Source organism: Bordetella sp., from assembly GCF_057362025.1.
Genome location: NZ_JBMQQZ010000041.1, coordinates 12,645 through 37,539 on the forward strand (window position 1 = coordinate 12,645; position 24,895 = coordinate 37,539).

Here is a 24,895-nt window from a genome sequence, read left to right on the forward strand (position 1 = left end):
GGTCGATCCTCACCAGTTCCTGAAGCGCGCGGGAGGCGCGTATAAGCCGCCGGACCAGCGCACCAGGTCTTTGACGGAACGGGCGGCCAGCATATTGCGGTTGGCGTCCAGCGGATTGATGCCCAGGTCCTCGGGCCGCTGGATGATGCGCCTTTCGCGCAGCCGCTCGACCATGCGTTTGTCGCGGCCGCGGCCTACCGGGGTATAGCCGGCGACGCCGCGGATCGCATGTTCGCGTTCGTCGGCATCGCGGCACAGCAGGAGGTTGGCGATGCCTTCCTCCGTGACGATGTGGCTGACGTCATCGCCGTAGATCATGATCGGCGCCAGCTCCAGCGACAGTTTTTCGGCCAGCACGAGCGCATCCAGGCGCTCGACGAAAGTGGGCACGTTTTTGTCGCCGAATGTCTCGCCGATCTGCACGACCAGCTTGCGGCCGCGCCGCAACGCCGCGGGCGCATCCGGATCCGCATCCCGGCCCGCCTGCAGCCATGGCGCGCTGGGATGCCGGCGGCCGCGCGCGTCGCTCCCCATATTGGGAGCGCCGCCGAAACCGGCGATGCGGTTTGCCGTCACGGTGGACGAATGGCCCTGCAGGTCGATCTGCAGCGTCGAGCCGATGAACATGTCGCATGCGTACAGGCCGGCGGTCTGGCTGAAGGCCCGGTTCGAACGCAGCGAGCCGTCCGGGCCGGTGAAGAAGATGTCGGGGCGCGCACGGATGTAGTCATCCATGCCCACCTCCGAGCCGAAGCAGTGCACGCTCTCCACCCAGCCGGACTCGATCGCCGGTATCAGCGTCGGGTGCGGGTTCAGTGCCCATTGGGCGGCGACCTTGCCTTTCAGGCCCAGCCGCTCGCCGTACGTGGGCAGCAGCAATTCGATGGCGGCGGTGTTAAAGCCGATGCCGTGGTTCAGGCGCCTGACACCGTAGGGCGCGTAGATGCCCTTGATTGCCAGCATCGCCGTCAGGATCTGGGTTTCGGTGATGGCGGCCGGGTCGCGCGTGAACAGCGGTTCGACGAAGAAGGGCTTGTCGCTCTGGATGATGAAGTCCACCCGGTCGCCGGGAATGTCCACGCGCGGGACGCGATCGACGATTTCATTGACCTGGGCGATCACCACGCCGTTCTTGAAGGTGGTGGCCTCGACCACGACGGGCGTGTCCTCGGTATTGGGACCGGTGTACAGATTGCCGTCGCGGTCGGCGCTGACCGCCGCGATCAGCGCCACCTGCGGCGTCAGGTCCACGAAATAGCGCGCGAACAATTCCAGATAGGTGTGCACGGCGCCCAGCTCGATCTTTCCGCCAAAGAGCAATTGCGCGATGCGCTGGGACTGCGGACCCGAATAGGCGTAGTCCAACCGTCTGGCGATACCCTTTTCGAATACGTCCAGGTGCTCCGGCAGCACGATGCCCGATTGCACCATGTGCAGGTCGCGCACCACGCTGGTGTCGACGGCCGCCAGGGCTTCGGCCAGCAGGTCCGCCTGCTTCTGATTGTCGCCCTCCAGGCACACGCGGTCGCCGGGCCTGATCACCGCTTCCAGCAGCGCGGTGGCGTCCGCCGCCTTTACGCGCTTGCCATCGGCAAGATGGGCGCCTGCCTGCACCCGCGACAATTTGCCGCTCCTGGATTTATCCCAATCGGGCATTTCGATTTCTCCACAAACGCGGCCCCGCAAACGGGGGCCGTCATCGGCAAGTAAAATCTTAGGCCCGCAGGGCAGGGGGATTTATGAAGATATCAGCCGGGATTTAGCGGGTTTCATAATGCCGCTTAGCGTATGGCACCCGGTTTCCCAGGATTTCGCAGCGCAAAGGCCTCCATGATGCGTCCGCTTTCGCCAGAACTATTGCGCAGTTTCGTTGCCGTCGTGCAGGCGGGCAGCTTCACGCTCGCGTCCGACCGGGTCAGTCTGTCGCAGTCCACGGTCAGCCAACACGTACGGCGCCTGGAAGACATCGTCGGGTGCCCGCTGCTGGAACGCGATACCCGCAATCTGCGCATGACGCGCCAGGGCGAATCCCTGTTTCGCTACGCACGCGACATCCTGGACCTGATGGAACAGGCCTTCAGCGCGATCAGCGGGCCTGCGCTGAACGGCCGGGTAAGGCTGGGCATGTCCGAGGATTTCGCCTCGACGCGGCTGACCGAGGCGCTGGGCAGTTTCCAGCAGCGCAACCCGGACGTCGAGCTGCACATCGCCACCGGCATGAGCGGCGACCTCTTCCGCGAACTGGACGAAGACCGCCACGACCTGGTGTTCGCCAAGCGCATCAGCGGCAGCCAGCGTGGGCAGATCGTGCGTACCGAACGCCTGTATTGGTGCGTGGGACCGCAGTCGCCCATCACCGGAGGAGAAGCGATACTGCCGCTGGCCCTGCATCCGGAGCCCAGCGTGTCCCGCACGCGCGTCCTGGAAACCCTGAAGGCCATGGGACGCGAATACCGGATCACCACCGTCAGCAGCAGCGTGGCCGTGCTGAGGGCCGCGGCCATGGCCGGCCTGGGCATCAGCGCGTTCGCCGACTATGTCGTACCGGACGGCCTTGTGCGATTGCGGCAAGGCATGCCGGAACTGGGTTTCCTGGATTTCGTCATAGACCGGCCAGCGGCCGCATCGCACGCCGTCCTGGCGCTGGAAAGCACGCTCAAGGCGGCGGCGCTGGATCTGTAGGTCGGTTTGTGGGGAGAGGCCGCGATGGCGCTCCGAAATGGCTTTCCGGCGCAGGGAGGCGCCCGGTCGCTGCGTGTATCAGCGCAGGCGTTTGCCGGGCTGCGCGAGCATCGCGTCGAGCAAGGCGTCGTCGTCCAGGGCAGGGAAGTCAGGGCCCAGCGTTGCGTTCAACAAATGCAGCGACTTCCAGGGCGGTGGATTTGGCGGTGCGCATGATGCCGACCAGGGTTGCCGAGGCGAATCCGGTCCATTCTCCATAGCCCACCAGCCACAACCCAGGGACAGCGGTGGATCTTGTGCCGTCGACCTGGACCTTACCCGTCGCATCCACAATGTCGAGTGTCTTCAGGTGCTTTAGCGCGGGGCGAAATCCGGTGCACCAAATAACCGCGTCGACGAGCGAGCGCTTGCCGTCCGGCCACACAACCCCGTCAGGATAGAAGCTGCGGAAGGGACGTACGGCGTGAAGAACATCGCGGTCCCGTGCCTCCTTGACCGAGGAAATCATGACGATGTCGCCCAGGCCTCCAGGCGGCTGATCGAGCTTTTTCCCAGATTGCAGCGCTTGCCATCGTGCGGTTGCGCGTTCGAACAGCACTCTGCCGTCGACATCGTCGGGCAAAAAGTTCGGCGCGGTCTCGGTGACCCAGGTCGTTTCGGCGACTGTCGATACTTCGGCAAGGATTTGTGCGCCAGAATTCCCGCCGCCGACCACGATGACGCGCTTACCCGCGAATGGAGCCGGCCCTCGATAGTGGGCGGAATGCAGCTGCTCGCCGCGATACGCGCTCGCACCTTCAATGGAAGGAATGTACGGATTGCTCCAGGTGCCCGTGGCACTGACGACCGCTTGGGCAGACCAGGGCCCTCGATCCGTCTCGACGATGAAGCGCTTCCCATCGTGGTGCACTTGGTCAACAGTCACGGGGCGCTCGATGTGAAATCCATAGCGCTCTTCATATCGGGTCAAATAGTCCGTGACATCGATACGGCTTGGATAACCGGGTTTTGCCGGCATGGGCCACCCGGGTAGAGAACTCCACTGCGCCGGTGAAAACAGGCGCAGCGAGTCCCAGCCATGCTGCCAGGCACCGCCTGGCCCAGGCCCCGCGTCCAGCAACACGAAGCTCAGCGACGTTCTTTTTAGAAAATAGGCCACCGCAAGCGCACTTTGCCCTGCGCCGATAAGCACCGCATCGACGCGCCGGTGGGATGGTTGGAGGTTCATTCTTCGCCGTCGCTCAAGGTAATGGATGCACTCTGCGGCATACCGTAGCACTCGGCGGTCAAGCAATTCACCAGTCCGTACATGAGTTCAATGTTGGCGCGGTACCGCGAATATCGGACTTCGTGGGCGAGCGTGAGCCATCCCGCGTGAGGTCAGCGCCCAATACAACTAAGTCGGTGGAACTAAAAAGGTAACCCGGGTATGGGCTTGCGCGTAGCGGTGGGCCGAGGCAGTAATCTTTTTACTTCCAAGGCGTGCGGAGGTAAAAAGGTGACTGCAGGAGCGTTGGAAGCAAAAAAGTAACCGGAACGCGAAAGTTACATTTGGGCCGTCCAATCGCCAAGCGTGGCACTGTCATGCGATTGGCACCGCTCCTATGAGCCATTGTTTAGCTGGCAGATGTCGGCGCGAAAATTTCGCGGCTGTACGAGGTCGGCGGACAATGACGGCCTCTGAGCTCAATAAGAACAACGATGCGCCTTTACTACTTCACCGAGCAAAAATGGGCAGAGAAGAGCTATTGGAGCAGCGCTTCAAATTGTCGACAATCGGCGAACTGAATAACCCGTTCGAACTGCTTGGGGCCGTGGAGGGCGCGAAAAAAGGCACGTCGGGCCTACCAAGTCTTGCATCGACATTGCAGTAAGACTATCGGGCTTTTGTGCGCCAGTCGGTCGTGGGAAAGGCCTGTGATGTGGGCACATTATGGGCGCAAGCATCAAGGGATATGTCTCGGGTTCGACGTCATCGATGCCGAAGTGCATTGGGTTGATTATCGGGCTGCCCGGTTGAAAGGTATGTGGAAAAAATTGGAGGTGGTGAACCCCTATTAGAACAACAGTTCCGCGCCATCCTGATAACGAAGTTCAAAGACTGGAAGTACGAACGTGAGTCACGGCTCTTTGCAAAGCTCGATCTGCGCGACCTGTATTGGCGGCAGATCAACACGGCGTCCGTGAATGATACGCCAACGTCGACGGCGGGCACTACCCGCTGCTTGTTCCTGGGGGCCATACCTTCCCTGGCATGTCGTCGGAACTGCAGGCGCAGGTCGAGTCAGGCCAAGCGCGGCTGGCGGCGATGCCGAACCCATCGGCACTGCCGGGCATGCATTCGCTTGACTTATTCGAGGAGCGTTTCATGCTCTTTAGAGCCGCTGCAGCCATGCCGCGCAAGCCCGCGCAGATGCGCTTCGACCAAGTCGGAAGTTCGGGAATCTCGGTAGTGGAGGCGTTTGAAACGCGAGTCGGAATGTGCCGTTGCAACTATCGCCGTTGGCCTGAGACGTGGAGGGTGATGTTCTTGCAAAGCACGCAAGTGCACGTGCTCGGGACGGGCTACCCGAGCATCAAGAGACAGCTTCGTTATGAATGAAGCGCCCGGTCGGCAGGCCGCTGAGAAACTAGGGTCGAGGCGCGCTCCCGCGATAAACGGGGAAGCGCGCGCACAGCGCCGCGACGTCCGCGCGCACCCGGTCCAGCGTGGCCGTGTCCTCATGCCGGTCCAGTACATCGCAGACGAGCCGGCCGACCTCGTACGCCTCCGCGTCTCGAAAACCGCGAGTGGTCATGGCGGCCGTGCCAATGCGGATACCGCTGGTGACGAACGGAGGTTGCGGATCGTTCGGTACCGCATTCTTATTTACGGTGATATGCGCCCGGCCCAGCGCCGCATCGGCGTCCTTGCCGGTCAGCCCCTTGCCCGCCACGTTGATTAGCAGTAGGTGGTTATCGGTGCCGCCCGATACCACCGGATAGCCGCGGTGCTGGAATACTTCCGCCATGGCCTGGGCATTGGCCACCACCTGCCGCTGGTAGACGGCGAAGGCGGGCTCCGACGCTTCCTTCAGCGCCAGCGCCTTCGCGGCGATCACATGCATCAGCGGTCCGCCTTGCGTGCCTGGAAAGACCGAGGATGCGATCTTTTTCTCCAGTTCAGTGTTAGTACGTCCCAGGATGATGCCACCACGTGGGCCACGAAGCGTCTTATGCGTGGTCGTCGTGACGACATCGGCGTACGGCACCGGGTTGGCATAGACGCCGGCCGCGACCAACCCCGCCACGTGTGCCATGTCCACAAGCAGGATGGCCCCTACGGCGTCGGCGATCGTCCGGAAGCGCGCGAAGTCCAATGCCCGGGAATATGCCGAGAAACCCGCCACCAGCAGCCGGGGACGATGCTCGCGCGCTTGCCGCTCGACTTCCGCGTAGTCGATCATGCCCTCGGCGTCGGTGCCGTACTGCACGGCGCGATAGAGCTTGCCCGAGAAACTGACCTTGGCGCCGTGCGTCAGGTGTCCGCCATGCGCCAGGCTCATGCCGAGGACCCTATCGCCAGGCTGCAACAGCGCCTGGAATACCGCCGCATTGGCCTGCGAGCCGGAATGCGGCTGTACATTGGCCCAGTCAGCGCCGAACAGGGCGCAGGCACGCTCGATGGCCAGGCGTTCCACCGCATCCACGTGTTCGCAGCCGCCGTAGTAACGTTTTCCCGGATAGCCTTCTGCGTATTTGTTTGTCAATACTGATCCTTGCGCTGCCATGACCTGGGGGCTGGCGTAATTCTCCGAAGCGATCAGCTCTATGTGCGTTTCCTGCCGCAGTGCTTCCTGGCGCATCGCGTTCGCCAGGTCGGCGTCGAATTCATCGATGGTGGTGAGGGTGTCGAACATGCTGTCATCCGTGTTGTGCGGCCGCGCGAAGCTTCGGCTTCCATCGGGGCGGCCATGGGGTGGTGTGGCGACGGAAGTACATCAAAGCTTGCACGGATGACTCTAGAACAAAAGCGCCAAAATCCCGGAATCGCGGCGTCCACCCCGATCCGTTTCGGCATCGTGCCGTTGCCAAATTTCACGCTCACGGCGCTGTCTGGCTTCATGGACGTGCTGCGGCTCTCCAGCGACGAGGGCGACAACAGCCGGCCGGTGCGCTGCACGTGGAGCATCATTGCCGAGAGCATGGCGCCCGTGCGTTCCAGCTGTGGCATCCAGGTCACGCCTTGGGAGACCTTCGGGCTTCCAGACAAATACGACTACGTGGTGGTGGTGGGCGGTCTGCTGCATTCCGGGCCACCGACCAGCGACGCGACCGTCTCCTTCCTGCGCGCGGTCAGCCAGACCCGGGCGACCTTGGTCGGCGTGTGCACCGGCGTCTTCGCCTTGATGCGGGCGGGCGCCCTGGTGGACCATCGTGCCTGCGTCAGCTGGTTCCACTACTGGGATTTCCTTGAGCGCTTCCCGGACGCCAAGGAAGAGCTCATCGTGTCGGACCGCCTGTACGTGGCGGATCGCCGCCGCATCACCTGCTCGGGAGGACGCGCGTCCATCGATGTGGCGGCGGCCATCCTAAATCGGCACATCGACCCGTCGGTCGTCAAGAAGGCCCTACGCATCCTGCAGGTGGACGAATCAGCCCGGGTCGACGCTCCGCAACCGCAGCCGGCGGGGCTTGCCCCATCGACGCATCCAAAGGTGCGGCGCGCCGTCCTGCTCATGGAACAGCATTTGAGCAATGCGCTGTCGGTGGACAACCTAGCCCGCAAGCTGGACGTGTCGGTCCGGCAGCTGGAGCGCCTGTTCAAGGAATCCCTAGGGACGACGCCCCAGGCCTATGCGCGGCAGGTCAGGTTGCGCATGGCGACATGGCTACTCCTGCACACCGGCAAGCCGATCTCCACTGTTGCCTCGGCGGCGGGTTTCGCCGATGCCTCGCATATGGGGCGCGAGTTTCGCAACACCTTCGGGGTGTCACCGGGGGTTTACCGTGCCGGCCACGGGGTGGTGGAGCCCCCCCTGGAAGTGCCGGGAACGGGCTTCGATACGACGAAGGGCGACGACTACCAGGAATGCTTCCCGAATCGGACGGATTTTTACTAGCCGCCCCGCGTGTCGAGTCCGGCCCGGTGACGGAAATGTACCAATGGGGCGCCGCATTGGTTCTATCGCCAGCCCGTAAGCTCTTGGTGTACTTGCAATAGTTCTAATTCTGTTGCAATTCCATGGCCTACACCGGCGTTTTCGATCTATTCAAGATCGGCATAGGACCCTCCAGCTCCCATACCGTGGGGCCGATGATCGGCGCCCACCGGTTCGCCATGCATTTGTTGCGCGGCAATATGCTGGAGCAGGTGGCCGGCGTGCAGGTGACATTGCATGGCTCGCTGGGCGCGACAGGGAAGGGGCACGGCACGGACAAAGCCGTCATGCTCGGCCTGAGCGGCCTGCTGCCGGACGGCATAGATCCCGACACCATCGAGCCCTTGCTCGCCGGCATCCGCGGGAGCGGGAGGCTATGCTTGGCCGGCCGGCGCGACGTGTATTTCGACGCCTCCCGGCATATCGGCTACTACCGCGCGGCGCTGCAACGGCACCCGAACGGCATGCGTTTCGCGGCCTTGGATGCCCAAGGCAACTGCCTGCTGCGGAAAGAGTACTACTCGATAGGTGGCGGATTCCTGGTCAACTGCCATGGCGAACGCCTGAACGGCACGCCGGATGATGCCGTCCCGCGCTACGTGTTCCGGTCGGGACGCGAGCTGCTGGAGACAGCCGCGTCGTCCGGCTTGTCGATCGCCGGCATCGTGCTGGCCAACGAATGCCAGATACGTACCGAACAGCAGGTCAGGACCGGCATCGCCGCAATCTGGGCCACCATGGAGGGCGCGGTGCGGCGCGGCTGCGAGCTAGACGGGGTGCTGCCAGGCCCGATGGCCGTGCGACGCCGCGCGCCGGAATTGTATCGCCGGCTGGTCCGGCGCGACGCAACCTTCCTGGAAACTCTGGACTGGATCAGCCTGTACGCCATGGCGGTCAACGAGGAGAACGCCGCGGGCGGGCGCATCGTCACGGCGCCGACCAACGGCGCCGCCGGCGTCATTCCTTCCGTCATGCATTACTACGCGCGCTTCCTGGATGGCAGCGCCGATGGCATCGCGACCTTCCTGTTGACGGCGACGGCCATCGGCACGCTCTACAAAGAAAATGCCTCCATTTCGGGCGCTGAGGTCGGTTGCCAGGGCGAGGTCGGAGTGGCCTGCTCCATGGCGGCCGCGGGCCTGGCCGCGGTGCTGGGCGGCACGCCGGCGCAGGTGGAGAACGCCGCCGAGATCGGCATGGAGCACCACCTGGGCATGACGTGCGACCCGGTCGGCGGCCGGGTGCAGATTCCCTGCATAGAACGCAACGCGATGGGCGCGCTGAAGGCGGTGAGCGCCGCTCGCATGGCCATGGCTGGCAACGGCCAGCACTACGTGTCGCTGGACAGCGTGATCAGAACGATGATGCAGACGGGCGCGGACATGAAGACTAAATACAAAGAGACATCACGCGGCGGATTGGCTGTCAACGTGGTGGAGCGCTGAGGATTACATGAGACGTTATTCAATCTACAGCCTGGTGCGCAACGGCTTCAGCTACCACCGGGATTGGCATAAGGTGTGGCGTAGTCCGGCGCCCAAGGCCGAATACGACGTGGTCATCGTCGGCGGCGGCGGCCACGGACTGGCCACCGCCTACTACCTGGCCAAGGTGCATGGCATACGCAATGTGGCCGTGCTGGAAAAAGGCTGGCTGGGTGGCGGCAACACGGCGCGCAATACGACCATTGTCCGCTCCAACTACCTGTGGTCCGAAGCCGCCCAGCTGTATGAGAAGTCCATGCAGCTGTGGGAAGGTCTGTCGCAGGATCTGAACTACAACGTCATGTTCAGCCAGCGCGGCGTCATGAATCTGGCGCACACCTTGCAGGACTTGCGCGATACGCGCCGGCGCATCAATGCCAACCGCTACAACGGGGTGGACGCGGAATTCCTGACGCCGGAGCAGATCCAGGAGATCGTACCGGCCATCAATCTGCACGGCCGCTATCCGGTATTGGGCGCTTCGTTCCAGCGCCGCGGCGGCGTGGCGCGGCATGATGCGGTGGCGTGGGGATTCGCACGCGGCGCCGACAGCCATGGCGTGGATATCATCCAGAACTGCGAAGTACAGGGCATACGCCGCAATGGCACGGCAATCGTGGGAGTGGATACCAGCAGGGGCTTCATCCGCGCCAAGAAGGTGGGCGTGGTGGCTGCGGGCCATTCCAGCGTGGTCGCGGAAATGGCCGGCATACGCCTGCCCGTGCAAAGTCATCCGCTGCAGGCCCTGGTCTCCGAGCCGTTGAAGCCGATCATCGATACCGTGGTCATGTCCAACGCGGTGCATGCCTATATCAGCCAGTCCGACAAAGGCGACCTGGTCATCGGCGCCGGCATCGACCAGTATTCCGGCTACGGGCAGCGCGGCAGCTTCCACATCATCGAACACACGCTGCGCGCCGTGGTGGAAATGTTCCCGGTGCTGAGCCGGGTGCGCATGAATCGCCAATGGGGCGGCATCGTGGACATCACGCCCGATGCCTGCCCGATCATCTCGCGCACGGATGTGAAAGGGCTGTATTTCAACTGCGGTTGGGGCACGGGCGGTTTCAAGGCGACACCGGGTTCGGGGTGGACTTTCGCCCATACCATTGCCAACGACATGCCGCATCCCCTGAATGCGCCGTTCTCGATCGACCGTTTCTATACCGGCCACCTGATCGACGAACACGGCGCCGCCGCGGTGGCCCATTAGGCCCCGTGTTCTCGACACCCTGAAGAATGGATTTGGAAATCGTATGCTGATCATAAGATGTCCCTGGTGCGGAGAGCGGGCCGAGATCGAATTCTCGTGCGGCGGCGAGGCCGATATTGCCCGGCCGCTGGATAGCGAATCGCTTGACGACAAGGCGTGGGGCGACTATCTGTTCATGCGTCAGAACGCCAAGGGGCGCGTGCGTGAGCAATGGCAACACAGCTTCGGCTGCCGCCGCTGGTTCGTCGCCGAACGCGACAACGTCAGCTACCGCATCCTGAAGACCGAGGCCACGGGCCAGAACGCCGGTACCGCGACCTTGTCGGCCACGCCTTCAACGGAGGCCGCGGCATGAGCCAGTCCCATCGTTTGCCGGCCGGCGGCCTGGTCGATCGCGGCACGCGCCTGAACTTCACCTTCAACGGCAAGGCTTATACCGGCTACGCCGGCGACACGCTGGCGGCGGCATTGCTGGCCAACGGCGTGCATTTCGTGGGCCGCAGTTTCAAGTACCACCGGCCGCGCGGCATCGTGACCGCCGGCGTGGAAGAGCCGAACGCCATCGTGCAGCTGGAGCGCGGCGCGCACACCGTGCCGAATGCGCGTGCCACCGAAGTCATGCTCTACGAAGGCCTGGTCGCGGACAGCGTGAATGCCCAGCCCAGCTTGCAGGACGACCGCATGGCCTTCATGCAACGCCTGTCGCGCTTCGTCCCCGCCGGTTTCTACTACAAAACCTTCATGTGGCCGCGCCGGTTCTGGCCCAAGTACGAAGCACGCATCCGAGCGGCAGCCGGACTGGGCCACGCGCCGGCCGCGGTGGATCCGGACCGCTACGAGAAAATCCACGCGCACTGCGAAGTACTGGTCATAGGCGCCGGACCCAGTGGCCTGGCAGCGGCACGGGCGGCGGCCGAACATGGTTGCCGCGTCATCCTGGTCGATGAACAGGACCAACTGGGCGGCAGCCTGCTTTCCAGCCGGCGCCAGATCGACGGCATGTCGGGCGCGCAATGGGCCGCTGGAATGGCCCGGGCGCTGGCACAGATGCCCGATGTCACGATCCTGACCCGGACCACCGCCTTCGGCTACCAGGACCACAACCTGGTCACGGCCACGCAGCGGCTTACCGATCATCTGCCGCTGCGCGATCGCCGTGGCAACCGCGAGAAGCTCTGGCGTATCCGCGCGGCCCGCGTCGTGCTGGCCACCGGTGCGCATGAGCGTGGCATCGTATTCCACAACAACGACCTGCCGGGCATCATGACGGCCTCGGCCATCTCGACCTATGTGCGCCGCTTCGGCGTACTGGCAGGACGGCAGGCCGTGCTGTTCACGAACAACGATTCCGCCTATGCGACGGCGCTGGACCTGCATGAGAACGGTGCTAGCGTATGCGTGGTCGATGCCAGGGCGGGCAGCGATGTCGGCTGGCCTCGGCAGGCAAAGGAAGCGGGCATCCGCGTCATCCAGGATTCCATGGTGGTGTCCGCCCTCGGCAAGAACCATGTCAAGGCCGTGCGCGTGCGCGCCAACAGGGAGCCCGGAGCGGATACGACTACCATCGCCTGCGACCTGGTCGGTGTGTCGGGTGGCTGGAATCCGGCCGTCCACCTTTATTCGCAGTCCGGCGGCAGGGCTTTGTGGAATGACAAAAAGGCCTGCTTCATTCCGGGACCGAAGGCGCAGGCCGCGTGCAGCGCCGGCGCTTGCAACGGCGAGTTCTCACTGGAAGGCGCGCTGCGTGATGGCCGCCTGGGGGGCGCCGACGCCGGGCGCCATGCTTCTGGCCGTGCTACGGATGCTGCCGGCATGCCGCAATGGCGCGTCGATCCTCTCGCCGAAACGCCGATCCAGGCCCTCTGGCTCGCGGCCGGCGACGCGGACGTGGACCATCGCTACAAGCAATTCGTCGACTTCCAGAACGACGTCACCGCCGCGGACATCCACCTGGCCGCGCGCGAGGGTTTCGAGTCCGTGGAGCACGTCAAGCGCTATACCGCCATGGGTTTCGGCACAGACCAGGGCAAACTGGGCAATATCAATGGCATGGCCATCCTGGCTGGAGCACTCGGCAAGGGCATCGCGGACACGGGGACCACCACCTTCCGGCCCAATTACACGCCGGTCACGTTCGGCGTTCTGGCAGGCCGCGAGCTCGGTTCGCGGCTGGATGCCGAGCGGCAGACCTGCATCCACGCCTGGCACGTGGAACACGGCGCTGTCTTCGAGGACGTGGGCAACTGGAAGCGACCCTGGTACTTTCCGCGTCCGGGGGAAGACATGCATGCGGCCGTCGCCCGCGAGTGCAGAGCGGTGCGCAATGGCGTCGGCATCCTTGATGCCTCCACGCTGGGCAAGATCGATGTGCAGGGACCGGATGCCGTCACCCTGTTGAACTGGGTCTACACCAATTCCTGGACCAAGCTGGCGGTCGGCAAGTGCCGCTATGGGCTGATGCTGGACGAGAACGGTATGGTGTTCGACGACGGCGTCAACATCCGCCTGGGCGAACAGCACTTCTTGCTCAGTACGACCACCGGCGGCGCCGCGCGCGTCCTGACCTGGATGGAGCGCTGGCTGCAGACCGAATGGCCGCACCTGAAAGTGCACATGACCTCGGTGACCGACCATTTCGCCACCTTCGCGGTGGCCGGCCCGCAGGCCCGTAAGGTGCTCCAGTCGGTGTGCCTGGACGTGGACTTCTCCGGCGCCGCCTTCCCCTTCATGTCTTTCAAGGAAGGCACGATAGACGGCGTGTTCGCCCGCATCATGCGCATCAGCTTCTCCGGCGAGCTGTGCTACGAGGTCAACGTACCGGCCAATGCCGGTCGCCATGTGTGGGACCGCATCATGGCGGCGGGCGAGGCCGACGGCATCACGCCCTACGGTACCGAGACCATGCACGTGCTGCGTGCCGAGAAGGGCTACATCATCGTCGGCCAGGATACTGACGGTTCCATCACGCCGCACGACCTCGACATGGGTGGACTGGTAGCCAAGAACAAGGACTTCCTGGGCAAACGGTCCCTCAGCCGATCGGACACTGCCAGGAAAGGCCGCAAGCAGTTCGTCGGGCTGCAGACGGAGGATCCGCGCCTGGTGCTGGAAGAAGGCACGCAGTTGCTGAACCAGGCCAGCAGCGGGGCCATCGCGCCGCTGATCGGCCACATTACCTCCAGCTACCTGAGTCCAACCCTGGACCGCTCGATCGCCCTGGGGGTGGTGGAGGATGGCGTGGCCCGCAAGGGCCAGGTCGTGATGGCGGCCCTGCCGGGCGGTAGTTTCGCCAAGACGCGCATTGTCAGCCCGGTGTTCTACGACCCGGAAGGAGCAAGACAGAATGTCGAATAATGTGCAGCAGCAGTCGCCCTTGGCGCACACGGCGTGGCTGCCATATCCCGGCGCCGCCGCCGACCCCGCCGCCATTGCCTTGCAAGAACGTCCCTTGCTGCAGATGGTCACGCTGCGCGGCGACCCCGCCGATACGGCATTCACCGGAGCCGCGCAAGCGGTGTTGGGCGTGGCGCTGCCGACCGAGGCCAACACCGTCCGGGACGGCGCGACGCACGGCGTGGCGTGGATGGGACCGGACGAATGGCTGGTGCAGAGCCATGAGCCGCATGGCACGGCCGGCCTGCCCGGCCGCCTGGCCGCCGCACTGCGCGGTTATTTCGCCTCCGTCGTGGACGTTACCAGCGGCTATACGGTCATCGATATCGACGGGCCGCACGCCGCCGATGTGCTGGCCAAAGGCTGCGCCATGGACCTGCATCCCCGCGCCTTCGGCGCCGGCGCCTGTGCACAGACCCGTTTCTTCGATGCCGCCGTGTTCCTGCGCCGCACCCCGCGGGGCATCGCGCTGACCACCCGGCGCAGCTTCGCGCCTTATGTGGCCGAGATGCTGGTCGATGCGGCGCGGGAGTACGCCTAGATGGCCGCGCGGGTGTCCGTTTTCGTCAAGGCCCTGGCCGCCGAGACGCGAGTGGGCATCAACCCGGGCGAAAGGCTGGGCGCCCAGCCGGTGGAGCTGGATGTGGAGTTGGAGATGGACATGCCCGCGGCCGATATCCATGCCGGGATGTATGTCGATTACGACGCCTACGCCAACTGGCTTGTCGACTGGCTGGCGCGAGCGCCGCATACGGATCTGCTGGAACAACTGTGCCTGCGGATGGCGGAGCGCACCTTCCAGCGCCTGCCGGCGGTCATGGCGGTCGGCATCAAGCTGCACAAAACCAAATTGCGTTCGCGCGCCCGCCGCATGGGGGTCTCGCTGCGCCTGACACGTGAAGCATTGCTATCGGACCCGGACGCATCGGCGGACCGGATGCCTTCTTTACCTGAGGAAGCATCATGAAGAAGATCGCTCGTTCCCCGGCCTCGATATCGTGGCGCCCGACCGTCATGGGCTCGCACCATGCGGTGGCTTGCGGCCATTACCTGGCCGCCGCGGCCGCATCGCGCATTCTGGTGCAAGGCGGCAACGCGGTGGACGCAGGCATCACCATGGCCATGTGCCTGGCGGTGCTGCAGCCCGATGTGGTGTCCTTCGCCGGCGTGGCGCCGACTCTTATCTACATGAAGGAAACGCGCGAGGTCGCCAGCCTTGCCGGCCTGGGATACTGGCCGGCGATGACCGATGTGGCGCAGTTGCGGGAAGCGGGCGGCGAATGCGTGCCCGAGGGCATCCTGCGGCAGATCGTTCCCGCGGCACCGGCCACCCATATCCTGGCGCTGCGCCGGTTTGGCACGATCTCATTCGAGACCGCCGCCACCGCCGCCATGGAACTGGCGCGCGACGGCTACGCGATGTACCCGGAGCTGCATGACGGCCTGGACATGCACGCGCACGAGATCGCCCGTTATGCCGAGAACGCCAGCATCTACCTGCCCGGCGGCAAGGCACCCGCCGTGGGGTCGCGCTTTCGCCAATCCAACCTGGGGCAGACCATAGGCCGCATGATCCAGGCCGAGCGCCAGGCGGCCGGCGACCGCGACGCCAAGCTGCGCGCCGTGCATGACTACTTCTATCGCGGCCCCATCGCCCGCGAGATCGACGCCTTCCATCGCAAGAACGGCGGCTTCCTGCGCTACGACGACCTGGCCGGCTTCGAGGTGCCGACGGAAACGCCACTCTCCTGCGACTACCAGGGTTCGCGGATCTATTCCTGCGATACCTGGTGTCAGGGCATCGTGCTGCTGGAAACGCTGAAGATCCTGGAGCCGCTGGACCTGGCCGCGCTGGGCCACAACACGCCGGCCTACCTGCATACCATCGCCGGCGCGCTGGACCTGGCCTTCGCCGACCGCGAAGCCTATGTGGGCGATCCGCGCTTCACCGACGTGCCCACGGAAACACTGCTGTCCGACGCCTATGCGCGGCGCCAGCGCGCACGGCTGGATCCGGCACGCGCCTTCGGCAAGCTGCCGGAGCCGGGCGACTTGGGCGAGGGGCCGGGCGCCGCCGTCCGCGCGCGAGCGGGAGGCGGAGCGGTGCCGGTATCGCCCGATACCATCTATGGCTGCGTGGTGGACAGCCACGGCAACGCCATCTCCATCACGCCGTCCGACACCATGTACGACTCGCCCATGATCGACGGATTGGGGCTGGCCGTATCGACGCGCGGCATGCAAGGCAGGCTGCAGGCCGAGCATACCTGCTTCGTCGAGCCGGGCAAGCGTCCGCGCCTGACCCCCACGCCCGCCATGGCCTTGCGCGACGGCGATTTCGAAATGGCCTGGGGCACGCCCGGCGGCGACGTGCAGTGCTCCTCGATGCTGCAGGTACTTCTGAACGTGACGCGCTTTGGCATGAGCGTGCAGCAGGCCATCGAGGCGCCGCGCGTGGCGACCTTCAATTTTCCGAATTCCTTCTCGCCCCACGCCTACTACCCCGGCCGGATGTGCGTCGAAAGCCGCATCGATGACGCCACTGTCTCTGCGCTGGCTGCACTGGGCTACGACATCGAATGGTGGTCCGACAAGTCCTTCAATGCCGGCTCCGTCTGCGCAATACGGCGCGATGCCGCCACGGGCATGTTGCACGCCGGCGCCGATCCGCGTCGCGCCGCCTATGCCTATGCCTGGTAGGCACGCACCATGACAGTCTCCTCATTGACCGAAAAGAAATTCATCCTGACGCTTTCCTGCCCGGACCGCCGCGGCATCGTGCACGCGTGCTCCGGCTTCCTGGTCGAACATGACTGCAATATCGGCGAGTCGGCGCAGTTCAACGACAGCGGCCGCGGCCGGTTTTTCCTGCGCCTCGGCTTCACCACGCAGGGGGCCGAATTGACGGCACCCATGCTGCGCGACGCTTTTCAGCCTATCGCGGCGCAGTTTGACATGGAGTGGGAGATCGTCGACGCCAACCACCGGCCGGCCACTATCGTGATGGTCTCCAGGCTGGGGCACTGCCTGCATGATCTGCTGTTGCGCTGGCGCACCGGTCTGCTACCCGTGGACATCCGCGCGGTGGTCTCCAATCATCGCGATTTCTACCAGCTGGCGGCCTCGTACGACATTCCCTTCCACCATATACCCGTAAGCCCGGACAACAAGTCGGATGCCGAGGCGCAGCTGATGCAGATAATCGAGCGCGAAGGCGCCGAGCTGGTCGTCCTCGCTCGCTACATGCAAGTGCTGAGCGACGAAACCTCGCGCCGCCTGCATGGCAAGGCCATCAATATCCACCACAGCTTCCTTCCCGGATTCAAGGGCGCCAAACCCTATTATCAGGCTCACGACCGCGGAGTGAAGCTCATAGGAGCCACTGCGCACTACGTCACGGCGGACCTGGATGAAGGCCCGATCATCGAACAGGATGTGGAGCGGGCCGACCATGCCATGAGTCCTGAGGCTTTGACGGCCCTGGGTCGCGACGTGGAAAGCGTGGTGCTGGCGCGCGCCGTGAAATGGCATGCCGAGCTGCGCGTATTGCTCAATGGCAACCGAACGATTGTATTCCGTTAAGCCACCGGGATACCCGCGGGACATGGCGTTTCGGGCCTACGGATATGTCGTGCCGGTTCTAGTAAGCGTTCGAAGGGACTGATTAAATCGTCCGCGTGCATCCAAACAAACTCAGAGCACGCATACAGCAAGGGGAAGTCATGTTACGCAAAATTCTGGCAGCATCCGTGCTGGCAGCCGCCACGGCGGCTGCCAGCGCGGCTTATCCCGACCACGCCGTACGCATGGTGGTGGCCTGGCCTCCCGGCGGCGTCACCGATACCGTCGGCCGTTTCGTGGCCGAGCGCATGTCCGCAGTGCTTGGGCAATCAGTGGTCGTGGAAAACCGGGCCGGCGCCAACGGTATCGTCGGCACACAGGTGGTGGCCAGTGCGCCGGCGGATGGCTACACCATCCAGATGGTTACGGCGGAAACCCATGCCATCAACCCGCATGTCTATCCGGACCTGAAGTATTCCGTGTCCAATTTCGAGCCTATCGCGCTACTGGGCACGGTGTCCTTCGTGCTGGCCGAGAACGGCAGCGCCAAGCCCGCCACGGTACGCGAACTGGTGGACGCGGCCCACAAGGATCCGGACAAGATCAATGCGGGCAGCTACGGCATAGGCAGCACTTCGCACCTGGGTCTGGCCACCTTCGAATCCGTGACCAAGACCTCGTTCTCCCACATTCCCTACCAGGGCGTGGCGCCGGTCATGAATGCCTTGCTGTCCGACCAGGTGCAGATCGCTTTTGTCAACGCCTTCAATGTGGTGGGCTTCTATAAATCCGGCAAGGCGAAGATCCTGGCGGTGGCCGCGGACAAGCGCCTGAACGTGCTGCCGGACGTACCCACTTTTGACGAACTTGGTTACGCAGGCGTGCGCGCCGGCAACTGGTATGGCGTGGTTGTTCCCAAGGGCGTGCCCAAAGATATCCGCGATCGGCTGGAAAAAGCCCTGCGCGAGATTGCCGGCAGCAAGGCTTTCGCCGATAAACTCGAGTCCATGGGGGTGGAGAACACCTTCAAGAACAGCGCCGAGTTCCAGACATTCCTGGATAGCGAGAACAGCCGTCTGGCCAAAATCACGAAGGAACGCGGCATCACGGCCCAATAGCCCGGGAACAGCGCGAGCAACAAGGAATCCATGATGACGGCAATACCGGATCTACGTAAGCGCATGCGCCAAGGCGATCGCTTGGTCGGCTTGTTCGTCCGCCTGATACAGCAGGAGGCAGCCGAACTACTGGCCGATGCAGGACTCGATTTCGTCATCCTGGACGTGGAGCATGGCACGCATGCGCGTACCGAGATCAGCCGTTTTGTCTTTAGCGCCCAGGCTTTGGGCCTGCCCGTGCTGGTGCGCCTGCCCGACGCCGCCGAAACCTGGCTGCAGCATGCCATATCCATAGGCGCCGCCGGCGTGGTCGTACCGCACGTCAATTCCCTGCAGCAGGCGCGCCACGCCGCGGGGTTCGCCCGGGGATTGGCGTTGGAACGAGCCTACGCGGGCATGGCGCGGCGGTCGGCCTACCGCAAGGGAAGCTGGGCGGACTTCCAGCGGCAGGCGGCCGATACGCTGGTCTTCGTCGCGCAGCTGGATGAGCCGCCGGGGGTGCCCATCGCGGCCGAGGTGGCCGCGCTGGAGGATGTGGACTGCCTGTTCCTGGGCAGCCTGGGCCTGGCGCTGGCGATGGGCCATGCGTCGCCGTCCGCGCCGGCAGTGAATGCCGCGTTGGAATCGATGTGCCGCGCCGGGGTCGCGGCTGGCAAGTCGGTAGGGGTACATGTAATGGACCCCGCACAGCAATCGAAATGGCTGGAGCAGGGTGCCCGCCTGCTGGTTGTGGGCAGTGACTACGCGCTATTGCGCAATGGTGCGGCGGCGCAGGTGGACGCCTTCCGCCAATTGCCCTGAAGCCGTCAATACGTGGGTGGTGAAATCACCCACACTACCACGGCGTCCTCGCTGGTCTGATTGGCCCAGCGGAATGATTCACGCACAATGCGAAAGCTGTCTCCGGCTTGCAGCCGGAAGTGCCGCTTGCCTATCCACAACTCCAGCGTGCCCTTCACCACATAGCCTTCCTCCTCGGTTTGCCGCAGTGCGGGTTTGTCCAGCTTCGCCCCCGGTTCGAAAGTACACAGGAAGGTTTCGAAAGCCCCGCCGATGTCCGGCGATAGCAGCTCTTCACGCCACTTTCCCTCGGTATTGCCCAGACGCCGGCGCCCCGCGGCGCGCACGATACGGCCATGTTCGGCCGTCGGCGTTTGCGCGGGCATGAAGAACCAGCCCAAGGGAACATCCAGCTCCACCGCGATGGCACGCAGGTCCGCGATGGATGGTTGCGCCTGTCCGCGTTCCAGCAGGCTCAGGAAACTGATCGAGCGGCCGATGGCGCCGGCCAGATCGGCCAGCGACTTGGACCTGGCCTTGCGCAGCTTGCGCACTTCCGCGCCTAACATCACGTCGTCCAGCATATCGCCGTCGGCAAGGTTGGGACTCTCAGCGGTCGAAATCTTCATGGTGGTGGGGAACAGTCGATCTGGAAGCAACCCAAAATTCTACGTCAGCGCAGGTTCAGGGTTTTCCCTTGCACTGTCATAGAAAAATTGCATGTAAATTTTCGTTCAAAAAAATATAATGCATATAAATTTATGAGGAGCGCCTTATGGAATTGCCGTCGCATGCGGAAGTCGTAATCATCGGGGGCGGGGTCGTGGGCTGTTCCATCGCCTATCACTTGGCCAAGCTAGGCATCCGCGAAGTGCTCCTGCTGGAGCGCAAGCAGCTGACGTGCGGCACCACATGGCATGCAGCGGGGCTGGTAGGCCAGCTGCGGGCGACGCGCAACCTGACTGAACTGGCAAAGTACACCACGGATCTGCTGTTCCAGCTGGAGCGGGAGACCGGCCAGGCGACGGGTTTCAAGCAGAACGGCTCGATATCTGTTGCCCTTAATGACGAGCGCATGGAGGAGCTAAAGCGCCAGGCCTCCATGGCCCGCAATTTCAGGCTGGATGTAGAGGTGATCGGGCCGGACGACATCCTGAGCAGATATCCCTATCTGGAAACGAAGGGCGTCGTCGGCGGAGTCTTCCTGCCCAAGGACGGCCAGTGCAATCCCGTGGACCTGACCGCCGCCTATGCCAAGGCGGCGCGCCAAGGAGGCGCGAAGATACTGGAGAACGTCAAGGTCGAGCGCATCCTGAAGAAGGGTGGCCGGGCGGTGGGCGTGGCGACTTCCCAGGGCGAGGTGCGGGCGCAGACCGTGGTCATCGCCGCGGGCATGTGGTCGTACGAACTGGGCCGGCAAACGGGCGTGAACCTGCCATTGCACGCGGCCGAGCATTTCTACATCGTCACGGAACGCATCAAGGACTTGCCAGGCAACCTGCCTGTGCTGCGCATTCCCGACGAATGGGCTTACTACAAGGAAGACGCCGGCAAGATCCTGTTGGGCTGCTTCGAACCGCGCGCCAAGCCCTGGGGCATGGATGGCATACGCGAGGACTTTTGTTTCGACACATTGCCCGAGGACATGGATCACTTCATGCCTGTGCTGGAGAAGGCCGCGCAGCGCGTTCCCATGCTGGAGAACACCGGCATCCAGACCTGGTTCAACGGGCCGGAAAGCTTCACCCCCGACGATCGCTACCTGCTGGGTGAAACCGCCGAAGTGCGCGACCTTTATGTGGCGTGCGGCTTCAACTCCATCGGCATCCAGAGCTCCGGCGGCGCCGGCAAGGTACTGGCGGAATGGATACGCGACCGCCGGCCGCCCATGGACTTGGTGGATATCGAAGTGCGGCGTATGCTGCCTTTCCAGGGCACGCGCGCCTATCTGCGCGACCGCACCACGGAAACGCTGGGTCTGCTGTACAAAACGCACTGGCCGTTCTATCAGTACGAGTCCGCGCGCGGAGCACGCCGCACCGCCTTCCATGACCGGCTCGCGGAGGAGGGCGCCGTTCACGGCGAACTGGCCGGCTGGGAACGACCCAACTGGTTCGCGCCGGCAGGCGTGGAAAGGGAGTACCGCTACAGCTACGGACGGCAGAACTGGTTCGCGCATACGGCCCGCGAATGCCAGGCCACGCGCGACCGCGTCGCGCTGTACGACCAGAGCACCATGACCAAATTCCTGGTCGAAGGCCGCGACGCTCTGGGCGTACTGGAAACGATATCGGCCAACCGCATCGACGTGCCTGAAGGCAGGCTGGTGTACACGCAATGGCTGAACCCCCAGGGTGGTATCGAGGCGGACCTTACCATTACGCGATTGCGCGAAGACCAGTTCATGGTGGTGTCGTCGGCACCCACGCATTTCCGCGACCTGAGCTACCTGCGCAACCAGGCCGCCGCGGCCGCTCACTGCTTCGTCGTCGACCAGACTTCCGCCATCCCCATGCTGGGCGTGATGGGGCCGAACGCGCGCGCGCTGATGCAGGCTCTGGCACCGGGCACGGACTTTTCCAACGAGGCCTTTCCCTTCGGCACCTCCCGGATGATCGAGATCGGCTACGCGCAAGTCCGTGCCAGTCGCATCACCTATGTGGGCGAACTGGGATGGGAACTGTACATCCCGGCCGAATTCGCGCTGCACGTCTACGAAAGGCTGCGCCAGGCCGGACGCGAATACGGCATGGCTCTCGCGGGCATGCATGCCCTGAACGCCTGCCGCATGGAAAAAGGCTACCGCCATTGGGGCGACGACATCAGTGTGGAAGACACGCCGCTGGAGGGCGGACTCGGCTTCGCGGTGAGCTGGGACAAGCCCTGGGATTTCATCGGCAAGGAGGCCCTGCTGCGGCAGAAGGAAGCTGGTCCGCTGATGCGCAGGCTCTTGCAGTTCAAGCTGCACGACGGCGACCGCCTTCTGTACAAGGAGGAACCGGTGTGGGTGAACGGCAAGCGGGCGGGCTACATCACGTCCGGCATGTACGGCCATCGCATCGAAGCTTCGCTGGGCATGGGCTATGTACGCGCCGACGAGCCCATCACGCCGGAATGGATCGCCGCGCAGTCCTTCGAGATCGAGATCGCCTGGCAACGCTATCCGGCCACCGCCCAACTGGCTCCCATGTACGACCCCAAGAACCTGCGCGTGAAAAGTTGACCGGGACCGGCGGCGCGCCGCTCGCGCCTACTGCTTGGGAATCTTGGCGACTTCCAGCAGTTTGGCGTAGCGGGCCTCTTCGCCGATGGTGAATTCCTTGAACTTGTCGCCGTACAGCCCTTGCACGGGCTCGGCGCCGAACTGCGAGATCAGCTTGTCGACCAGGTCCTTGTGCTGCATGGTGCGCTGCATCGCCGCGATGATGGCCTGTGCGGTCTGCGCCGGCATGCCGGGCGGTCCCCAAATGCCGTACCAGTTACCGTAGACGAAATCCGGATAGCCGGATTCGACCATCGTGGGGAGCTCCGGCGCCAGGCTGCTGCGCTGTGAGCTGGTCACGGCAAGGGCGCGTACCTTGCCGCTGCGTACGAAGGGCATCATGGAAGGCGCGGAATCAAACATCATCTGCACCTGTCCTCCGATCAGGTCGGTAATGGCAGGCGCGCTGCCCTTGTACGGAATGTGCTGGATATCCAGGCCGCGCATCAGCTTGAATTGTTCGCCGGCCAGGTGCGCGGACGACCCCGTGCTGGACGAGGCGAAATTTATCTTCGCCGGGTTGGCCTTCGCGTAGGAAGCCAGGTCGGCCACCGACTTCACCGGCAGGCTGTCGTTCACGGCCAGTATCAGCGGCACGCTCACCAGCACGCCCAGATGCGTGAAGTCGCGCACGGCGTCATAGGGCATGCTGCGCATCAGCCCCGGCAGAATGACGTGGATGGTCGGATTGATCAGCAGCGTATTGCCATCGGGTGCCGCGTGCGCCACATAGCCCGCGCCTATCATGCCGCTCGCGCCGGGGCGGTTGTCGATCACGATGGGCCGGTGCAACTCGGCTTCGAGCACCGGCGCGATGACTCGCGCCACTGTGTCCGCCGGGCCGCCGGGTGGGTAGGGCACCACCAGGTTGATGGGTTTGCCGCCGAGCTGGCCCATCGCGGCCGGGACCAGGACGGCCTGTGCAGCGAAGGCGAATAGCCCCGCGACAGCCAGTCTGCGCGTGTGACGTAACATGGGTTCCCCTTGAGAGCTGCCCGGACTGCGCGGACGCGCCCGATACTAGTTGAGCTTGATGTCCGCGGCGCGCACGATATCGCCGACGTAGTTGTACTGTTGCGCGGCGAAATCGCCGAAGGCCTTGCCGGCTAGGTCCGAAGGTTGCGTGCCCAGGTCCAGCAAACGCTGCCGTACGGCGGGCTGCCGCAGGGCGCGCTCGATCGCCCGCGCATACTTCTCGGCCACGGCCGGCGGCATATTGCCCGGGCCCCAGATGCCTTGCCAGTTGCTGTAGACAAACGACGGATAGCCCGCCTCGCCGAACGTGGGCACGTCGGGCAGGATCGCCGCCCGATCCGGGCTGGTCACCGCCAGCGCCCGCAATTGCCCGCCCTTCAGGAAAGACAGCACCGAGGGCCCTTGCTCGAACATGAGCTGTACGCGGCCGCCGATCAGGTCGGTGAGCGCGGGCGCGCTGCCTTTGTACGGCACGTGTGCGATATCGACGCCGGTGATGCGCTTGAACTGTTCAGCCGCCAGGTGCGAAGCGCTGCCAGGACTGTTGCTCGCGTAGTTCAGCTTGCCTGGGTTGGCTTTGGCATAGGCAACCAGGTCCGCCACGGACTTGAAAGGCAGATCCTTGTTGATCACCAGCACGAAAGGGATGCTGTTGACCTGCGCCAGCGGCGTGAAGTCTTTCATGGTGTCGTACGGCAGGCTCATCAGATGCGGCAGTACGACTTGTATGGAGGTATTGAACAGCAAGGTCGAACCGTCGGGGGCCGATCGGGCCACCACGCCCGCTCCTATGGTGCCGCTGGCACCCGCCCGGTTGTCGATGACCACGGGCCGGCCCAATTCCCGGCTGATCGGTTCGGCCACCAGTCGCGCCACCACGTCCGCCGGGCCGCCGGCGGGGTAGGGCGTGACCAGGCGCACCGCCGCCGTCTCATCGGCCCACGCGGCTGGTGGCGCGGTACCGGCCACAAGAATGATCAAGCCTGTCGCCGCACGGCAAAGCAAAGTGCCAAAGTTCATCATGGCTCGCCTGGACTGTAGTAACAGTCGCATTCTTTTTCATGGAAGAAAATTAATCCACTATAGTTTTCCCTAAAAAAAACAGTACTAAAGTTTTCTATCGGGAAGATGGCTCACTTTGGCGGAACTCGCAGTACCGATAAGAACGGATTTACCCTGATGCGACGCGCATAAGAATGTCTTTGAACGAGATTTTCGACGCTAGCGGGCCAAGTAGTTACCTTTTTAGTTCCACCCACTGACTATGCGCTTGAAAACTGAAACGC

Annotated in this window: 20 protein-coding genes; 14 read left to right on the plus strand and 6 right to left on the minus strand. The window is 63.9% G+C overall.

The window, feature by feature from the left end; all coding sequences use genetic code 11:
- Positions 1-9: 9 nt before the first annotated feature.
- The gene (mdcA, locus tag ACO1P8_RS09185; protein ID WP_486295580.1) at positions 10-1,656 is read right to left on the minus strand and encodes a malonate decarboxylase subunit alpha; all 1,647 of its coding nucleotides are present in this window, start codon (positions 1,654-1,656) and stop codon (positions 10-12) included.
- A 177-nt stretch (positions 1,657-1,833) separates the two neighbouring features.
- On the opposite strand from mdcA, the gene ACO1P8_RS09190 reads away from it, so the two are divergent.
- On the plus strand, positions 1,834-2,682 hold the full coding sequence (locus tag ACO1P8_RS09190) for a LysR family transcriptional regulator (RefSeq protein WP_486295599.1): 849 nt from the start codon (positions 1,834-1,836) through the stop codon (positions 2,680-2,682).
- Between the two features lie 148 nt (positions 2,683-2,830).
- On the opposite strand, the gene ACO1P8_RS09195 is transcribed toward ACO1P8_RS09190, so the two are convergent.
- Positions 2,831-3,910: an ArsO family NAD(P)H-dependent flavin-containing monooxygenase gene (locus ACO1P8_RS09195; RefSeq protein ID WP_486295581.1), complete on the minus strand. Its 1,080-nt coding sequence runs from the start codon at positions 3,908-3,910 to the stop codon at positions 2,831-2,833.
- A gap of 692 nt (positions 3,911-4,602) precedes the next feature.
- On the opposite strand from ACO1P8_RS09195, the gene ACO1P8_RS09200 reads away from it, so the two are divergent.
- Positions 4,603-4,743, plus strand: a complete 141-nt coding sequence (locus tag ACO1P8_RS09200; RefSeq protein WP_486295600.1) for a DUF2971 domain-containing protein — start codon at positions 4,603-4,605, stop codon at positions 4,741-4,743.
- 569 nt (positions 4,744-5,312) lie between these two features.
- Here the strand turns inward: ACO1P8_RS09200 and glyA are convergent.
- Positions 5,313-6,581 (minus strand): serine hydroxymethyltransferase, encoded by a 1,269-nt coding sequence (gene glyA, locus ACO1P8_RS09205; RefSeq protein ID WP_486295582.1) that lies wholly within the window; start codon positions 6,579-6,581, stop codon positions 5,313-5,315.
- Between the two features lie 96 nt (positions 6,582-6,677).
- Between glyA and ACO1P8_RS09210 the strand changes: the two genes are divergently transcribed.
- From ACO1P8_RS09210 to ACO1P8_RS09260, 11 genes are all read left to right on the plus strand, one after another.
- Positions 6,678-7,784, plus strand: a complete 1,107-nt coding sequence (locus ACO1P8_RS09210) for a GlxA family transcriptional regulator (protein WP_486295583.1) — start codon at positions 6,678-6,680, stop codon at positions 7,782-7,784.
- A gap of 122 nt (positions 7,785-7,906) precedes the next feature.
- On the plus strand, positions 7,907-9,268 hold the full coding sequence (locus ACO1P8_RS09215; protein WP_486295584.1) for an L-serine ammonia-lyase: 1,362 nt from the start codon (positions 7,907-7,909) through the stop codon (positions 9,266-9,268).
- Positions 9,269-9,275: 7 nt separating this feature from the next.
- Positions 9,276-10,520, plus strand: coding sequence for a sarcosine oxidase subunit beta family protein (locus ACO1P8_RS09220; protein ID WP_486295585.1), 1,245 nt, complete (start codon positions 9,276-9,278; stop codon positions 10,518-10,520).
- A 43-nt stretch (positions 10,521-10,563) separates the two neighbouring features.
- Complete coding sequence (locus tag ACO1P8_RS09225) at positions 10,564-10,875, plus strand: sarcosine oxidase subunit delta (protein WP_486295586.1); 312 nt, start codon at positions 10,564-10,566, stop codon at positions 10,873-10,875.
- The gene (locus ACO1P8_RS09230) at positions 10,872-13,874 is read left to right on the plus strand and encodes a sarcosine oxidase subunit alpha family protein (RefSeq protein WP_486295587.1); all 3,003 of its coding nucleotides are present in this window, start codon (positions 10,872-10,874) and stop codon (positions 13,872-13,874) included. The genes ACO1P8_RS09225 and ACO1P8_RS09230 overlap by 4 nt, the downstream gene beginning before the upstream one ends.
- Positions 13,864-14,454 (plus strand): sarcosine oxidase subunit gamma, encoded by a 591-nt coding sequence (locus ACO1P8_RS09235; protein WP_486295588.1) that lies wholly within the window; start codon positions 13,864-13,866, stop codon positions 14,452-14,454. The genes ACO1P8_RS09230 and ACO1P8_RS09235 overlap by 11 nt, the downstream gene beginning before the upstream one ends.
- Positions 14,455-14,880 carry a dihydroneopterin aldolase gene (locus ACO1P8_RS09240; protein ID WP_486295589.1) on the plus strand — a complete coding sequence of 142 codons (426 nt, stop codon included), beginning with the start codon at positions 14,455-14,457 and terminating at the stop codon, positions 14,878-14,880.
- Positions 14,877-16,613, plus strand: a complete 1,737-nt coding sequence (locus ACO1P8_RS09245) for a gamma-glutamyltransferase family protein (protein WP_486295590.1) — start codon at positions 14,877-14,879, stop codon at positions 16,611-16,613. Before ACO1P8_RS09240 ends, ACO1P8_RS09245 begins: the two co-directional genes overlap by 4 nt.
- 9 nt (positions 16,614-16,622) lie before the next feature.
- Entirely contained in the window at positions 16,623-17,495 is an 873-nt protein-coding gene (gene purU / locus ACO1P8_RS09250) for a formyltetrahydrofolate deformylase (protein WP_486295591.1), read from the plus strand.
- A gap of 140 nt (positions 17,496-17,635) precedes the next feature.
- Positions 17,636-18,592: a Bug family tripartite tricarboxylate transporter substrate binding protein gene (locus tag ACO1P8_RS09255; protein ID WP_486295592.1), complete on the plus strand. Its 957-nt coding sequence runs from the start codon at positions 17,636-17,638 to the stop codon at positions 18,590-18,592.
- A 63-nt stretch (positions 18,593-18,655) separates the two neighbouring features.
- A complete protein-coding gene (locus ACO1P8_RS09260) occupies positions 18,656-19,393 on the plus strand; it encodes an HpcH/HpaI aldolase family protein (RefSeq protein ID WP_486295593.1) in 738 nt (245 codons plus the stop codon).
- A gap of 5 nt (positions 19,394-19,398) precedes the next feature.
- Here the strand turns inward: ACO1P8_RS09260 and ACO1P8_RS09265 are convergent, their stop codons facing one another.
- Entirely contained in the window at positions 19,399-20,031 is a 633-nt protein-coding gene (locus ACO1P8_RS09265) for a helix-turn-helix domain-containing protein (RefSeq protein ID WP_486295594.1), read from the minus strand.
- A gap of 116 nt (positions 20,032-20,147) precedes the next feature.
- On the opposite strand from ACO1P8_RS09265, the gene ACO1P8_RS09270 reads away from it, so the two are divergent.
- Positions 20,148-22,595 (plus strand): GcvT family protein, encoded by a 2,448-nt coding sequence (locus ACO1P8_RS09270; protein WP_486295595.1) that lies wholly within the window; start codon positions 20,148-20,150, stop codon positions 22,593-22,595.
- A 27-nt stretch (positions 22,596-22,622) separates the two neighbouring features.
- Here the strand turns inward: ACO1P8_RS09270 and ACO1P8_RS09275 are convergent, their stop codons facing one another.
- Together ACO1P8_RS09275 and ACO1P8_RS09280 are read right to left on the minus strand one after the other, a co-directional pair.
- On the minus strand, positions 22,623-23,609 hold the full coding sequence (locus tag ACO1P8_RS09275) for a Bug family tripartite tricarboxylate transporter substrate binding protein (protein ID WP_486295596.1): 987 nt from the start codon (positions 23,607-23,609) through the stop codon (positions 22,623-22,625).
- A 45-nt stretch (positions 23,610-23,654) separates the two neighbouring features.
- Positions 23,655-24,590, minus strand: coding sequence for a Bug family tripartite tricarboxylate transporter substrate binding protein (locus ACO1P8_RS09280; protein ID WP_486295597.1), 936 nt, complete (start codon positions 24,588-24,590; stop codon positions 23,655-23,657).
- Positions 24,591-24,895 lie beyond the last annotated feature (305 nt).

Coding starts and splice junctions, on each gene's coding strand:
- mdcA (WP_486295580.1), bottom strand. CDS start 1,656: ATGCCCGATTGGGATAAATCCAGGAGCGGCAAATTGTCGCGGGTGCAG.
- ACO1P8_RS09190 (WP_486295599.1), top strand. CDS start 1,834: ATGCGTCCGCTTTCGCCAGAACTATTGCGCAGTTTCGTTGCCGTCGTG.
- ACO1P8_RS09195 (WP_486295581.1), bottom strand. CDS start 3,910: ATGAACCTCCAACCATCCCACCGGCGCGTCGATGCGGTGCTTATCGGC.
- ACO1P8_RS09200 (WP_486295600.1), top strand. CDS start 4,603: ATGTGGGCACATTATGGGCGCAAGCATCAAGGGATATGTCTCGGGTTC.
- glyA (WP_486295582.1), bottom strand. CDS start 6,581: ATGTTCGACACCCTCACCACCATCGATGAATTCGACGCCGACCTGGCG.
- ACO1P8_RS09210 (WP_486295583.1), top strand. CDS start 6,678: ATGACTCTAGAACAAAAGCGCCAAAATCCCGGAATCGCGGCGTCCACC.
- ACO1P8_RS09215 (WP_486295584.1), top strand. CDS start 7,907: ATGGCCTACACCGGCGTTTTCGATCTATTCAAGATCGGCATAGGACCC.
- ACO1P8_RS09220 (WP_486295585.1), top strand. CDS start 9,276: ATGAGACGTTATTCAATCTACAGCCTGGTGCGCAACGGCTTCAGCTAC.
- ACO1P8_RS09225 (WP_486295586.1), top strand. CDS start 10,564: ATGCTGATCATAAGATGTCCCTGGTGCGGAGAGCGGGCCGAGATCGAA.
- ACO1P8_RS09230 (WP_486295587.1), top strand. CDS start 10,872: ATGAGCCAGTCCCATCGTTTGCCGGCCGGCGGCCTGGTCGATCGCGGC.
- ACO1P8_RS09235 (WP_486295588.1), top strand. CDS start 13,864: ATGTCGAATAATGTGCAGCAGCAGTCGCCCTTGGCGCACACGGCGTGG.
- ACO1P8_RS09240 (WP_486295589.1), top strand. CDS start 14,455: ATGGCCGCGCGGGTGTCCGTTTTCGTCAAGGCCCTGGCCGCCGAGACG.
- ACO1P8_RS09245 (WP_486295590.1), top strand. CDS start 14,877: ATGAAGAAGATCGCTCGTTCCCCGGCCTCGATATCGTGGCGCCCGACC.
- purU (WP_486295591.1), top strand. CDS start 16,623: ATGACAGTCTCCTCATTGACCGAAAAGAAATTCATCCTGACGCTTTCC.
- ACO1P8_RS09255 (WP_486295592.1), top strand. CDS start 17,636: ATGTTACGCAAAATTCTGGCAGCATCCGTGCTGGCAGCCGCCACGGCG.
- ACO1P8_RS09260 (WP_486295593.1), top strand. CDS start 18,656: ATGCGCCAAGGCGATCGCTTGGTCGGCTTGTTCGTCCGCCTGATACAG.
- ACO1P8_RS09270 (WP_486295595.1), top strand. CDS start 20,148: ATGGAATTGCCGTCGCATGCGGAAGTCGTAATCATCGGGGGCGGGGTC.
- ACO1P8_RS09275 (WP_486295596.1), bottom strand. CDS start 23,609: ATGTTACGTCACACGCGCAGACTGGCTGTCGCGGGGCTATTCGCCTTC.